This window comes from Enterobacter sp. SST3 (genome assembly GCF_000286655.1).
Lineage (GTDB): Bacteria > Pseudomonadota > Gammaproteobacteria > Enterobacterales > Enterobacteriaceae > Enterobacter > Enterobacter roggenkampii.
The window spans coordinates 230,029-243,419 of record NZ_ALNS01000026.1; the positions used below are offsets into that span (position 1 = coordinate 230,029).

At 57.7% G+C, this 13,391-nt stretch carries 12 protein-coding genes; 8 read left to right on the plus strand and 4 right to left on the minus strand.

Annotation, left to right across the window (positions count from 1 at the left end; genetic code table 11):
* Positions 1 to 95 precede the first annotated feature (95 nt).
* The 7 genes from puuC to B498_RS05590 all read left to right on the plus strand — a co-directional run bounded on the left by puuC (position 96) and on the right by B498_RS05590 (position 8,147).
* On the plus strand, positions 96 to 1,589 hold the full coding sequence (puuC, locus tag B498_RS05615; RefSeq protein ID WP_008502455.1) for an aldehyde dehydrogenase PuuC: 1,494 nt from the start codon (positions 96 to 98) through the stop codon (positions 1,587 to 1,589).
* On the plus strand, positions 1,586 to 2,866 hold the full coding sequence (locus tag B498_RS05610; protein WP_008502456.1) for an NAD(P)/FAD-dependent oxidoreductase: 1,281 nt from the start codon (positions 1,586 to 1,588) through the stop codon (positions 2,864 to 2,866). The genes puuC and B498_RS05610 overlap by 4 nt, the downstream gene beginning before the upstream one ends.
* Positions 2,867 to 2,891: 25 nt before the next feature.
* Positions 2,892 to 4,163: a 4-aminobutyrate transaminase gene (gene puuE / locus B498_RS05605; protein ID WP_008502457.1), complete on the plus strand. Its 1,272-nt coding sequence runs from the start codon at positions 2,892 to 2,894 to the stop codon at positions 4,161 to 4,163.
* A gap of 150 nt (positions 4,164 to 4,313) precedes the next feature.
* The gene (locus tag B498_RS05600; RefSeq protein WP_008502458.1) at positions 4,314 to 5,801 is read left to right on the plus strand and encodes a carboxypeptidase M32; all 1,488 of its coding nucleotides are present in this window, start codon (positions 4,314 to 4,316) and stop codon (positions 5,799 to 5,801) included.
* A 156-nt stretch (positions 5,802 to 5,957) separates the two neighbouring features.
* Positions 5,958 to 6,497, plus strand: coding sequence for a thioredoxin fold domain-containing protein (locus B498_RS05595; RefSeq protein ID WP_008502459.1), 540 nt, complete (start codon positions 5,958 to 5,960; stop codon positions 6,495 to 6,497).
* A gap of 174 nt (positions 6,498 to 6,671) precedes the next feature.
* Complete coding sequence (gene asr / locus B498_RS0121590; protein WP_021241183.1) at positions 6,672 to 7,046, plus strand: acid resistance repetitive basic protein Asr; 375 nt, start codon at positions 6,672 to 6,674, stop codon at positions 7,044 to 7,046.
* 279 nt (positions 7,047 to 7,325) lie between these two features.
* Entirely contained in the window at positions 7,326 to 8,147 is an 822-nt protein-coding gene (locus tag B498_RS05590) for a trypsin-like serine peptidase (protein ID WP_008502460.1), read from the plus strand.
* 1 nt (position 8,148) lies between these two features.
* Here B498_RS05590 and B498_RS05585 read toward each other — a convergent pair whose 3' ends face one another.
* The 3 genes from B498_RS05585 to mdtJ all read right to left on the minus strand — a co-directional run bounded on the left by B498_RS05585 (position 8,149) and on the right by mdtJ (position 11,074).
* Positions 8,149 to 10,311, minus strand: coding sequence for a bifunctional diguanylate cyclase/phosphodiesterase (locus B498_RS05585; RefSeq protein WP_008502461.1), 2,163 nt, complete (start codon positions 10,309 to 10,311; stop codon positions 8,149 to 8,151).
* Positions 10,312 to 10,395: 84 nt separating this feature from the next.
* A complete protein-coding gene (gene mdtI, locus B498_RS05580) occupies positions 10,396 to 10,725 on the minus strand; it encodes a multidrug/spermidine efflux SMR transporter subunit MdtI (protein WP_008502462.1) in 330 nt (109 codons plus the stop codon).
* Complete coding sequence (gene mdtJ, locus B498_RS05575) at positions 10,712 to 11,074, minus strand: multidrug/spermidine efflux SMR transporter subunit MdtJ (protein ID WP_008502463.1); 363 nt, start codon at positions 11,072 to 11,074, stop codon at positions 10,712 to 10,714. The genes mdtI and mdtJ overlap by 14 nt, the downstream gene beginning before the upstream one ends.
* Positions 11,075 to 11,495: 421 nt before the next feature.
* Between mdtJ and B498_RS05570 the strand changes: the two genes are divergently transcribed.
* Complete coding sequence (locus B498_RS05570) at positions 11,496 to 12,530, plus strand: AI-2E family transporter (protein WP_008502464.1); 1,035 nt, start codon at positions 11,496 to 11,498, stop codon at positions 12,528 to 12,530.
* Between the two features lie 3 nt (positions 12,531 to 12,533).
* Here B498_RS05570 and B498_RS05565 read toward each other — a convergent pair.
* Positions 12,534 to 13,391 (minus strand): zinc-dependent alcohol dehydrogenase family protein (locus B498_RS05565; protein ID WP_008502465.1); only part of this gene is annotated, 858 nt, incomplete at its 5' end.

The window sequence follows — 13,391 nt, forward strand, 5'->3', positions numbered from 1 at the left end:
CATTTAACGGGTTAATTCCCGGGATGCCCCACGGCTTCGTATTGCCTGAAACGGCCATGCCTTTATTTATCTGATTGCGAAAGAAAGGAGTGAATATGCATTTTCAGCACCTGACTTACTGGCAGGATAAAGCAAAAAACAGCGCCATTGAGACCCGGTTATTTATTAACGGTGCCTATTGTGACGCCGCCGATAATGCCACGTTTGACACCGTCAATCCCGCGACCCAGCAGACGCTGGCGAACGTCGCACGGGGCAAGCAGGCGGACGTGGACCGCGCGGTTCAGGCCGCGCGTGCGGTATTTGAGCGCGGTGACTGGTCGCAGGCGTCTCCGGCGCAGCGCAAGGCCGTGCTCAATACGCTCGCCGATTTAATGGAACGCCATAGCGAAGAGCTGGCCTTACTGGAAACGCTGGACACCGGTAAACCCATTCGCCACAGCCTGCGCGACGATATTCCCGGCGCGGCGCGCGCCATTCGCTGGTACGCCGAAGCGGCGGATAAAGTCTACGGCGAAGTGGCGCCTACGGGTCCGGGCGAGCTGGCGATGATCGTGCGCGAGCCAATCGGGGTTGTCGCGGCCATCGTCCCCTGGAACTTCCCGCTGCTGCTGGCCTGCTGGAAGCTGGGCCCGGCTCTGATCGCGGGCAACAGCGTGGTATTGAAACCATCGGAGAAATCACCGCTCACCGCCCTGCGGCTGGCCGGACTGGCGAAAGAGGCGGGCCTGCCTGACGGCGTGCTGAACGTGATAAGCGGTTACGGCCACGAAGCGGGCCAGGCGCTGGCATTGCATCCGGAGGTTGAGGTGCTGACGTTTACCGGCTCTACCCGTACCGGCAAGCAGCTGCTGAAGGACGCGGGAGAAAGCAACATGAAGCGCGTCTGGCTGGAGGCGGGCGGCAAGAGCGCCAACATTATCTTTGCCGACTGTCCGGACCTGGACAAGGCCGTGAGCGCGACCGCCGCCGGGATTTTTTATAACCAGGGGCAAGTCTGTATCGCCGGCACCCGCCTGCTGCTCGAAGACAGCATCGCCGATGACTTCCTGGCAAGGCTGAAGGCGCAGGCCCGCCACTGGCAGCCGGGCGATCCGCTCGACCCTGACAGCTCGATGGGCACGCTCATCGACGCTGCACACGCCGATACCGTTCACACCTTTATTCGCGAGGGAACCCGGAAAGGTACGCTGCTGCTGGACGGGCGGGAACAATCATGGCCTTCCGCAGTCGGTCCAACCATTTTCGTCGACATCGACCCTGCCTCCCCGCTGTGCCGGGAAGAGATTTTCGGGCCGGTGCTGGTCGTCACCCGTTTTAAAACCGAAGAGGAAGCCTTAACGCTGGCCAACGACAGTAAATATGGGCTTGGCGCGGCGGTATGGACCCGCGATCTCTCTCGCGCGCACCGCATGAGCCGCCGCCTGAAAGCCGGCTCGGTCTTCGTCAATAACTATAACGACGGTGATATGACCGTTCCCTTTGGCGGCTATAAGCAGAGCGGCAACGGTCGCGATAAGTCCCTGCACGCGCTGGAAAAATTTACCGAACTGAAAACCATCTGGATTGCCCTGGAGCCTCAATCATGACCGAACATACCACCAGCTACTACGCGGCCAGCGCGAACGCTTACGAACCCTTCCCAACGCTTAACGAGTCGATCAGCTGTGACGTGTGCGTGGTGGGCGGCGGCTATACCGGCCTCTCCTCCGCGCTGCATCTCGCCGAAATGGGCTATGACGTGGTGCTCCTTGAAGGCGCGCGAATCGGTTTTGGCGCCAGCGGACGCAACGGCGGCCAGCTGGTTAACTCCTACAGCCGCGACATCGACGTGATCGAGAAAAACTACGGGCCCGATGCCGCCAGAATGCTCGGGAGCATGATGTTTGAAGGCGGGGAGATCATCCGGGAGCGTATCCAGCGCTATCAGATCCAGTGCGACTATCGTCCCGGCGGGCTGTTTGTGGCGCTAAACCATAAGCAGCTGGAGACGCTGGAGGAGCAAAAAGCCAACTGGGAACGCTACGGCAACACGCAGCTGGAGTTGCTGGACGCCAGCGCCATCCGCCGGGAAGTCGACAGCGAACGCTATACCGGCGCGCTGCTGGACCGCAGCGGGGGGCATATTCATCCGCTGAACCTGGCGATCGGCGAAGCGGACGCCATTCGCCTGAACGGCGGGCGGGTGTATGAACAGTCCCCGGTGACTGCCATTCAGCACACCAGCCCGGCCGTGGTGAGCACGCAGCATGGTCAGGTGACGGCCCGCTACGTGATCGTCGCCGGGAATGCCTATCTGGGCGATAAGATCGAACCGGAGCTGGCAAAACGCAGCATGCCCTGCGGCACCCAGGTGGTGACCACCGCCCCGCTGCCGGAAGAGGTCGCCCGCTCGCTGATCCCCAATAACTACTGCGTGGAAGATTGTAACTACCTGCTGGATTACTACCGTCTCACCGCCGACAACCGCCTGCTGTACGGCGGTGGCGTCGTGTATGGCGCGCGCGATCCGGACGATGTCGAGCGCCTGGTGATGCCAAAGCTGCTGAAAACTTTCCCTCAGCTGGCAGGCGTCAAAATCGACTACCGCTGGACGGGCAACTTCCTGCTGACCCTGTCCCGTATGCCGCAGTTTGGTCGTCTGGACAAAAACATCTATTACATGCAGGGCTACAGCGGCCACGGCGTGACCTGCACCCACCTGGCCGGACGGCTGATCTCGGAACTGTTGCGCGGTGACGCTGAGCGCTTTGATGCGTTTGCCAACCTCCCGCACTACCCCTTCCCGGGCGGCCGCAGCCTGCGGATTCCATTTACGGCGATGGGCGCGGCGTACTACAGCCTGCGCGATCGTCTTGGCGTATGATCGTTTCGACAAAAGGGTATCTGACATGAGTAACCAGGAATTTCATCAGCGCAGACTTTCTGCCACCCCGCGCGGCGTTGGCGTAATGTGTAATTTCTTTGCCCGCTCGGCGGAGAATGCCACGCTTACCGACGTGGAAGGCAACGATTATATTGATTTCGCCGCCGGGATCGCGGTACTGAATACCGGCCATCGTCATCCTGAACTGGTGGCCGCAGTGGAAAAACAGCTTCACCAGTTTACCCACACGGCCTACCAGATTGTGCCGTATGAAAGCTACGTTTCATTGGCCGAAAAACTTAACGAGCTGGCTCCGGTGCAGAGCCCGGCCAAAACGGCGTTCTTCACAACGGGCGCGGAAGCGGTGGAAAATGCCATTAAAATCGCCCGGGCCCACACCGGCAGACCGGGCGTGATTGCCTTCGGGGGAGGCTTTCACGGCCGAACCTATATGACCATGGCCTTAACCGGCAAGGTCGCGCCTTACAAGCTGGGTTTTGGCCCCTTCCCGGGCTCGGTTTATCACGTGCCGTATCCCTCCGAGCTGCACGGCATCACGACGCAGGATGCCATCACGGCGATAGATCGCCTGTTCAAAGCAGATATTGAGGCGAAACAGGTGGCGGCGATTATTTTTGAACCCATTCAGGGTGAAGGCGGATTCAACGTCGCCCCGCCAGAACTGGTGGCCGCCATCCGCCGTATCTGTGATGAACACGGGATCGTGATGATTGCCGACGAAGTGCAGAGCGGCTTCGCCCGAACGGGTAAGCTGTTTGCGATGGAACACTACGCGGACAAACCCGACCTGATGACGATGGCTAAAAGCCTGGCAGGCGGAATGCCGCTGTCCGGCGTGGTGGGCCGCGCCGAAATCATGGACGCGCCGGCTCCCGGCGGCCTGGGGGGCACCTATGCAGGCAACCCGCTTGCGGTGGCCGCCGCGCACGCGGTGCTGAAGATTATCGACAACGAGTCGCTGTGCGCGCGTGCCCGTCAGCTGGGCGATCGGCTGAAAGCCACGCTGGAGGAGATTCAGGGCACCTTCCCTGCGCTCGTGGCGATAAGGGGAAGAGGATCGATGATTGCGGCGGAGTTTTTTGACCCCGAGAGCCGTGAACCGTCGGCCGCCATCGCGCAGGCGATCCAGCAAAAGGCGCTCGCCCAGGGCCTGCTGTTATTGATCTGCGGCCAGTACGGCAACGTGATCCGCTTCCTTTATCCGCTGACCATTCCGGACGCCCAGTTCAACCAGGCGCTGGCGATCCTGCAACAGGTTATGCGCGATAAGTCCTGAGTGCCCACCGAAAACCGTCTCCCGGAATGCCGGGGACGGTTTCAACGGAGGAGATCGGCACAGATTTCCTCCGCGTGGGAAATGTTGGGGAATTGGGTCTGTTTCATTGTATGCTCCCTGAAACACATCCCCGGCATGAGGAAATAAGAATTGCAAAAAACATCAGCCTATCAGTCACTTGTGAAAACCTTCCAGCGTCTCTCCCGCTTCTCGCACCTTACCTCCATCGCCAGCTGGGACATGTTTACCATGATGCCGCCCGGCGGCAGCGCCGCACGCGGCGAGGCGCTGGCGGAGATGAGCGTCCTGCAGCACCAGATCCTGACCGATAAAAAAGTCGGCGACCTGTTAGCGGCGGCAGCTGGAGAAGATCTGAATGACGTCGAACAGGCCAACCTGCGCGAAATGACGCGCCACTACCAGCAGGCGACCCTGCTGCCGGAATCGCTGGTGGAAGCCAAATCCCTGGCGGGCAGCAGGTGCGAGCACGCCTGGCGCACGCAGCGTCCCGCCAACGACTGGCAGGGCTTTTCCGCCAACCTGAAAGAGGTGGTCAAACTCAGCCGTGAAGAGGCGCGCCTGCGGGCGGAAGCCAAAGGCTGTACGCCGTACGACGCGCTGCTGGATATTTTTGAGCCCGACATGACCAGCGCCCGTCTGGACGTTCTGTTCGGCGATATGAAATCCTGGCTGCCGGACCTGCTGGCAAACGTCGTGGAAAAGCAGGCGCAACGTTCGTTTGTTCCTCCTCAGGGCCCGTTCCCGACCGCAACACAGCGCGAACTGGGCCTGGAAGCCATGAAAATGCTCGGCTTCGATTTTAACGGCGGTCGCCTCGACGTGAGTGCGCACCCGTTCTGCGGCGGCGTGCCGGAAGACGTGCGCATCACCACGCGCTACGACGAGGATGAACTGCTCAGCGCGCTGTTTGGCGTAATCCACGAAACCGGACACGCGCGCTACGAACAAAACCTGCCGCGCGCATGGGCAGGACAGCCGATTGCCCTCGCCCGCTCAACCGCGATCCACGAATCCCAGAGCCTGTTCTTTGAGATGCAGCTGGGACGCAGTGAAGCCTTCCTCAAGCATCTTCTCCCTGAGGTGCACGCCCGCTTTGGCAGCCAGGCGGCGTTCAGCGAAGAGAACTTTATTGCCTGGAACCAGCGCGTGAAGCCGGGCTATATCCGCGTCGATGCGGACGAAGTGAGCTACCCGGCACACGTGGTGCTGCGCTATGAGATTGAGCGCGCGCTGATCAACGGCGAGATCGAAGTGGACGATATCCCTGCCCTGTGGGACGAGAAAATGCAGGCCTGGCTCGGGTTATCCACCAAAGACAACTACCGCAACGGCTGCATGCAGGATATCCACTGGACCGACGGCGGTTTTGGCTACTTCCCATCCTATACGCTGGGGGCCATGTATGCCGCACAGCTGTTCCACGCCGCGAAAACGGCGCTTCCGGGTCTGCAGGCCTCCATCGCTGAGGGCGATTTTTCCGCACTCTTTGAGTGGCTGCGTCAGAACATCTGGCAGCACGGCAGTCGCTTCAGCACGTCGCAGTTAATCACCCAGGCGACGGGTGAAGATCTGAATATCCGTTACTTCCGCGAGCATCTGACCTCCCGTTATCTTTAATCCCTCTGCCGGAGCCTGCTCCGGCACTCTTCTCACCCTTTTCAATAAGAATATGATTTAGCACATATTGCCATGATTGCGCCGGGTGTATGAATGCGTGTCCTTCCGACACAATTAGACTGCTATCAGGCCAGGATTAAAAAAATAAAGGGATCAATGATGAAAGGCATAATGAAAACGGTGTTAGCGATTCTGTGTGCGACCAGTTTAAGTACTTTCGCAGCCACGGATAATACCCCGCAAGACGCGTTCAACGATATTACCCGCTCTCTTGCAGACCTCCAGCCCATCACGTTTCAGGCTCCCGCTGAAAAATATAAGCTGCTGGTGTTTATTGATAATCAGTGCATTTACTGCAGCAATGTAGTGAAAAACGTTAAGCAATATACGGATGCCGGTTTGACGATGTCGTTTCTGACCGTTGCGCCCAGCGCCATTCGCGACTCGGTAATTGAAGATATGGGGCGCGTCTGGTGTTCAGCCGATAAGGTCAAAAGCCTGCAACAAGCGATGGCGGGATTTTTACCGAATAACGACACCACGACAGCGTGCTCCGATCTGATCGCGCGGCAATCTGCACTGGCAGAACGTTTGGGCATTAGCGTCACCCCGGTAATGGTGGTTATTGAGCCTGAATCACGGTCGATTATAGGCAGTCAGTCTCCGGCGGCTATTCTGGCCACACTGAAAAGATAACAGAGACCTGTACGAGCAGCGGCGTTTGGTCTGTTCGTACACTTTTCTCCCCTCTGTACATTCCGTTACACGCCGATACCAATCACTCACGGAAACCCCGAATTTACAGGGATATAGTTATTTCAACGGCCCCGCAGTGGGGTTAAATGAAAAACCAAATTCGAGGGTATGAACATGAAAAAAGTATTAGCTCTGGTTGTTGCCGCTGCTATGGGTCTGTCTTCTGCTGCGTTCGCTGCTGAAACCACTGCTGCACCGGCTGCTGCGGCACCTGCTGCAACGACCACCGCGGCGCCAGCAAAAACTGTCCATCACAAGAAACATCATAAAGCCGCTAAACCGGCTGCAGAGCAAAAAGCCCAGGCCGCTAAAAAGCACCACAAAAAAGCGACCAAACCAGCTGCAGAGCAGAAAGCCCAGGCTGCTAAAAAGCACCACAAAAAAGCGACCAAACCGGCTGTAGAGCAGAAAGCCCAGGCTGCTAAAAAGCATCACAAAAAAGCAGTAAAACACGAAGCTGCTAAACCAGCTGCACAGCCAGCTGCGTAAGAGTACAAGCTAAACCGTGCCCTTCGGGGCACGTTGGTAAACCGGCGCTGAACCGGAACAGGTTCCGCGCCGTTTTTTTTATCCGGAGGGCGTATGCTGCGGCGCTATCGGTTTGAGCTGATTCTGATCCTGCTTATTTTATGCGCGCTCATCGCCAGCCATTTTTATCTTTCCTGAATGTAGCACGCTGATTTTACTCCCACTTTAGCGCTGTCCCGTCTATAGTATTTTCATAGGGTTCACTTTTAATAATCATAATTACCCCCACCAGAGTGAGATATGCGTAAATCTGTTGTGTTGTTACTGGGAACGTTTGGTCTTTTTTCTGGATTCTCACATGCGGATGATGGCGGTGATGACACCATTAGCGCGAAAGAGCTAAAGACGCTTTTTTTCAATCATGACGACCGTACGCGCGTCGCCGATCCCACCCAGGCGCCCTGGGATGCTATAGGTCAACTGGAAACCGCCAGCGGTAACTTATGTACTGCGACCTTGATCACCCCTCAGCTTGCCCTGACGGCAGGTCACTGTCTGTTAACGCCACCAAACGGCAAGCCGGATAAAGCGGTGGCCTTGCGGTTTGTGTCGCAAAAAGGGACCTGGCGCTATGAAATCCACGGCATTGAAGGCCGGGTCGATCCGTCTCTCGGCAAACGGCTGAAACCGGATGGTGACGGCTGGATCGTGCCACCGGCGGCCGCCTCATGGGACTTTGGCCTGATCGTTTTACGCTACCCCCCTTCCGGCATTACGCCGCTGCCATTATTTGACGGCGATAAAGACGCACTCACCGCCGCGCTGAAAGCCGCCGACCGGAAGGTGACGCAGTCCGGCTATCCTGTCGACCATCTGGATACCCTTTACACCCACACCGACTGTATTGTGACGGGCTGGGCGCAAACCAGCGTACTCTCGCACCAGTGTGATACGTTGCCGGGCGACAGTGGTTCACCGCTGATGCTGAAAACAGATAACGGCTGGCAGTTGATTGGCGTGCAGAGCTCTGCACCGGCGGCGAAAGATCGCTGGCGGGCCGATAACCGGGCCTTGTCCGTGACCGGCTTTCGCGACAAGCTGGAAGCGCTGGCGCAGCAGTAAATCAGCATCGTCTGACCTGATGTAATGCCCTGATTGACTCAATCGGCATCGGCTGGCTGAACCAGAAACCCTGCAGTTGATCGCAGCCAGCCAGCCGCAGCAGTTTCATTTGTCTTTCGGTTTCGACCCCTTCGGCGACCACCGCCATCCCCAGCGCGTTGGCGATCCGCACCGTGCCGCTCACCAGCGCGGCCGCCTGTTCATCGTGGTCCACCAGCCCGGCCAGCGATTTATCAATCTTGATGGTGTCGAAGTTAAAACGCCGCAAATAGCCAATGCTGGAATAGCCGGTGCCAAAGTCGTCCAGCGCCACCGCGGTGCCCAGCGCTTTAAGATTGGCTATCGCCATGCGGGCACGCTCCGGGTTTTCCAGCACATAGGACTCCGTGACCTCCAGCTGCAGTCGGTTGGCAGGGAAATGGGTGGTCTCCAGCACGCTGGCCACTTTGTCTTCGAAGGCGGGATCGCGGAATTGTGCGGGAGAAATATTAACGGAAAGCGTTAAGTCACCGTACGGCTGGAGATCCTGACATGCGCGCTGCAACACAAACTGGCCCAGTTTGTAAATCAGACCGCTGGTCTCCGCGATGGCGATGAAGGTATCCGGGCCCAGCGGCCCTTCCGGGCGACGCGGCCAGCGGACTAACGCTTCGACGCTGCTCATTTTCTGGCTGCGGGCGTCAATAATCGGCTGATACCAGACCTCAAACTCATCGCGCTCCAGACCGTTACGGATCTGATTTTCAATCGCCAGCTTGCGCTCACGGGCGCTGTTCAGCTCGGCGTCGTAGTGGGTGATACGCCCTTTCCCGCTCATTTTGGCATGGTACATGGCAATATCGGCGCGACGAAACAGCTCGGAACTGGTGCATTCAATCAGGGTTCCGCTGGCGATCCCGATGCTGGCCCCGATATGGATGGTGCGTTCCCCCAGCTGAATCGGGGCGGAGAGAGAATCCAGCACCGACACGGCAAAAGCGGTGGCCTGTGACTCTGCCTTATCACCGCCGATTGTCATGGCAAACTCATCCCCGCCCATACGCGCCAGCATTCCCCCCGGCGGCACGCGTTCACTCAGCGTTTTCGCAATCGCCACGATGAGATCGTCACCCACGCTGTGGCCGTAGATGTCATTCACGTCCTTAAAGCCATCCAGATCGATAAACACCACGCTTTTGACGTCGATATCTCCGCGTAAGCTCACCCGATCCAGCGCCTCGATGAGCGCTCGCCGGTTCGGCAGATGGCTTAGCCAGTCCGTTCTGGCCACCAGACGTGCCTGGCTTTCTCCTCGCACAAGCTTGTACAGCCCCACGCTGCTCACCAGAATAAAGAGCAGGATCAGGGCCGATGCCAGCACGACAATCTGGGTGATATCAGAGGATGCCGCCCGGGCGGCCTGCGCTCCCGGAAGCCGTGCCTGCCAGTTAAGATAGCCCAGCAGCTCCCCTGCCGAGCTGCGCAGCGGCATACTCAGCTCGTTAATTTTATCCGGCGTAAAGTGCAGGTTATCGATCTGAAAGGTCGACCCCAGGTCGGATAAAATTCTGGCGTTCAGATGACGGGTGATTACCAGATAGCGGCGCGTTCCGTCGGTAACCTGTAATCTTCCGACCATCGGGCGAATCAGCCCAATACCCACAAAGGCGACGCCGCTTCGCGTTTTGCTGATCCCGGCATAGATATTTTTATCGCCTGATAAGGCGCGCGCGTGCTGAGCAATAAGCGCCTTCAGCCCCTTGCCGAAAAAATCGAGATTCGTCTCCTGAAATGGCTGACTTTGAAACGATCCCCAGATGACGTTGAAATGCTCATCAAGCACGAAGGTGCCATCATAGAGGTTGTTGATTTTAAAGCCGGCGCCCCAGGTGTTATACAACCAGTTGGTATCGAGCGTGGGACGGTAGGCCTCCCGCACCGCATCGTCCCAGACGGCGTTATCCAGCACCAGCGAGGAGACGCGGTTGACCGATGTCTGGATGGCCCCCTGCACGGAAAGCGCCGCGCGGTGTTCATCAATTTCATTGGTTTTGGTGCTGATAAGATGCAGGGAAAGATAGAGGAGTGCGACGACGGAGATGATTAAGCCGATGCCCGCCATAAAGACCATGGCAAACAACGTTCTCGCGGTGGGAATATTGCGCCAGCTTAATGTGCGATACATCCGCCATCCTCTTCAGGGTTTTGCTTTTCTAAGCGTAATACAGGCAGCGAATTTCGCTGCCTGTAAAGGATGGCTTTATGAGCGTCAGGCGAGTTTTATCATAATCATACCGGCAAGCAGCAAGATGAGTCCCATCCAGCCCTTGTTATTTAAACGCTGACCGAAGAGCACCCAGCCTGCGGCCAGCGTGGCGGCGATACCAAAACCGCCCCACAGCGCATAGGCCACCGACAGGTCAATCCCTTTTACCGCCTGGGACAGCGCGCTGAACGCGCCCAGAACCGCGGCAATCGACATCAGGCCGTAGAGCTTACGGCGAAAACCATCGGAGAATTTCAGCAGAACGTTCGCCAGAATTTCCAGCACGATGGCAAACCCCAGCCAGGCCGCATGAACCCACTCAAACTGTTGCATGGTTCTGCTCCTTCTGCACTTTAGACGGCTTACGGGTACCTGATTTAATCAGCACAATACCCGCGACCAGCGTCGTTAATCCGGCGACCTTCATTGTTGTTAATGTTTCGTCAAATATCAGCACGCTGAACAGCGTAATCAACAAAATACCGATCCCTTCCCACAGGGCATACGCGACGCCCAGCGCAATTTTTTTCACCGCAAATGAGAGGAAAATATAAGAAAGCGAAATCATCACCAGCATCAAAATAAAACCGGTATTGCCATCGCTGACGCTTGCCCACTTCATCGACAGCGTGCCGGTAATTTCAGCAATAATAGCCAGTGCTAATAAAATCCAGTAAAACATGTTTTTCTCCTGCTTGAGAATATAATCCATCGTGGCCCGCTGCGTGCAGCAAACCCAAAAATACGAATTGAAATCAGTCAGCTAAGCGCTTAGCGCCAGCTCAGGCAGAAGAAATGACTAGAGTGCGGTGCGCCAGTGTTGCTCACCAGAAAGCAGGCAGAAAGAGGTGGAGTATACAGCAGTATTGTTTGAAGAGTACGTCCTGAACATATTGTCCATAAAATTACAATTATCCGCGTTGTTGCTTCTCGTCTTTGCGGATGAAAATTGTCCTCGGTAGTTAAACACACCGAATTTGTACCATAAGCCAGGATTTTACTCAAAGTCTTTGCAATTCTTTACCCACCCCGTTTGATTTTGGTTAGTTTATTGCAACGCCTTTCGCCTTTATTATAAAAATAACGAAAATTGCGGAGTCACCATGGCTAAACCCATCATTACCCTGAACGGGTTAAAAATTGTCATCATGCTGGGCATGCTGGTGATCATATTGACAGGCGTGCGCTTTGCCGCCGACATTATTGTGCCCTTTATTCTGGCCCTGTTTATTGCGGTGATCCTCAACCCGCTGGTGCAGCGCATGACGCGGCTGCGCGTCCCGCGCGTGCTGGCCATCACGCTGCTTATCAGCATCATTATTGTGGCGATGGTGCTGCTGGTCGCTTATCTGGGCACCTCGCTCAATGAACTGGCGCGAACGCTGCCGAAATATCGCTCTTCGCTGGCGATCCCCCTGCTGCAGCTGGAGCCCTGGCTGCAGCGCGCGGGGATCGAAGTCTCGGTTGAGGAACTCCTGAAATATATCGACCCCAATGCGGCGATGACGATCGTCACCAGCCTGCTGACGCAGCTTTCCAACGCCATGACCTCCATTTTCCTGCTGTTCTTAACGGTGGTGTTCATGCTGCTGGAGGTGCCCCAGCTGCCGGCAAAGCTGCAGCAGATCATGGTCCGTCCGGTTGAAGGAATGGGGGCGATTCAACGCGCGCTGGACAGCGTCTCCCGCTATCTGGTGCTGAAAACCGCCATTAGCCTGGTGACGGGCCTTGTCGTCTGGGTGATGCTTCTGGCGCTGGACGTCCGCTTCGCGTTCGTCTGGGGGTTACTGGCGTTTGCGCTTAACTACATTCCCAACATCGGCTCCGTGCTGGCGGCGATCCCCCCTATCCTTCAGGTGCTGGTTTTCAGCGGGCTTTATGACGCGCTGATCCTGCTGGCCGGATACCTGGTCATCAATCTGGTGTTCGGTAACATACTGGAACCGCGCATGATGGGCCGGGGCCTGGGGCTGTCCACGCTGGTGGTCTTTTTGTCCCTGATATTCTGGGGCTGGCTGCTCGGGCCCGTCGGGATGCTGCTCTCCGTTCCACTCACCATCATCGTCAAGATTGGTCTGGAGCAGACGGCGGGCGGGCAAAGTATCGCCGTGCTGCTGAGCGATATGAGTCATAAATAGCCGTCATTCCGCCATCGACAGGAGGGGCTTGCGGGTCCTTCCACCTTCACGATAAGCGCTTAGCGCCCTTCGCCACTCCGCCAGCGGGTACACCGTAACGTCGCTGTACTCACTGCCGGGCAACCTCAGCCAGATGCGCTCGAACTCTGCGCGCCACGCCTCAACGCTGAGCGCATCCAGACCGTTTCGGATATGGAACCACGCCACGCGCGGCGCAGGCCGCCGCTGTGTGAAGGCTTGCCCGGACAGCAGCCCGTAGCAAACAAACATGCCCGGCTCGGGCATCACGCTGAGGATCGCTTCCGCAAGCGGCCCGCCGGTGGCATCGTAGACGATATCGCTGCGTGCGGCGACGGCGCCGATTCTGTGCGCGTCATGCTGCGCGACAGGCGTGATCCCCATCGCCTCCAGCCGTTCAGCATGCACGGCGGAACGGTGAATGCCGTACACCGCTTCCGCCCCCGCCTGACGCGCCCACTGCCCCAGCAGGATGGCGCAATCGGATCCCGCAGCCGTGAGCAAGACCTGCTTTCCGCGCGGCGGGTAGCGGGTCAGCATCATCTGCGCCGCCAGCGGGTTGATGTAGGCCCGCGCGGCCAGGCGCGAGTCGACAGCGTCCGGAACGGGTATCGCATACTCTGCCGGGCAGTCCACATAGCGCTGCCAGGTGCCCTGACCGCGCAGCGGCAGGACGCGCTTACCCACCAGATGCTTAAACGAGGCGGGCGCCCCGGTGACAACCCCGACACCTTCATACCCCGCGACCGCCGGTAAGGGTGTTCTGTGGCGATAGGCGCCGGTGATGGGGATAAGATCGGACGCGTTGACCGGAGAAAACAGCATCCGCACGCGGAGCTGTCC

What these genes read in the sequence shown, in the direction of transcription:
- B498_RS05585 (WP_008502461.1), bottom strand. Translation starts at nt 10,311, where the DNA reads ATGTATCGCACATTAAGCTGGCGCAATATTCCCACCGCGAGAACGTTG.
- mdtJ (WP_008502463.1), bottom strand. Translation starts at nt 11,074, where the DNA reads ATGTTTTACTGGATTTTATTAGCACTGGCTATTATTGCTGAAATTACC.
- asr (WP_021241183.1), top strand. Translation starts at nt 6,672, where the DNA reads ATGAAAAAAGTATTAGCTCTGGTTGTTGCCGCTGCTATGGGTCTGTCT.
- puuC (WP_008502455.1), top strand. Translation starts at nt 96, where the DNA reads ATGCATTTTCAGCACCTGACTTACTGGCAGGATAAAGCAAAAAACAGC.
- mdtI (WP_008502462.1), bottom strand. Translation starts at nt 10,725, where the DNA reads ATGCAACAGTTTGAGTGGGTTCATGCGGCCTGGCTGGGGTTTGCCATC.
- B498_RS05610 (WP_008502456.1), top strand. Translation starts at nt 1,586, where the DNA reads ATGACCGAACATACCACCAGCTACTACGCGGCCAGCGCGAACGCTTAC.
- B498_RS05570 (WP_008502464.1), top strand. Translation starts at nt 11,496, where the DNA reads ATGGCTAAACCCATCATTACCCTGAACGGGTTAAAAATTGTCATCATG.
- puuE (WP_008502457.1), top strand. Translation starts at nt 2,892, where the DNA reads ATGAGTAACCAGGAATTTCATCAGCGCAGACTTTCTGCCACCCCGCGC.
- B498_RS05595 (WP_008502459.1), top strand. Translation starts at nt 5,958, where the DNA reads ATGATGAAAGGCATAATGAAAACGGTGTTAGCGATTCTGTGTGCGACC.
- B498_RS05590 (WP_008502460.1), top strand. Translation starts at nt 7,326, where the DNA reads ATGCGTAAATCTGTTGTGTTGTTACTGGGAACGTTTGGTCTTTTTTCT.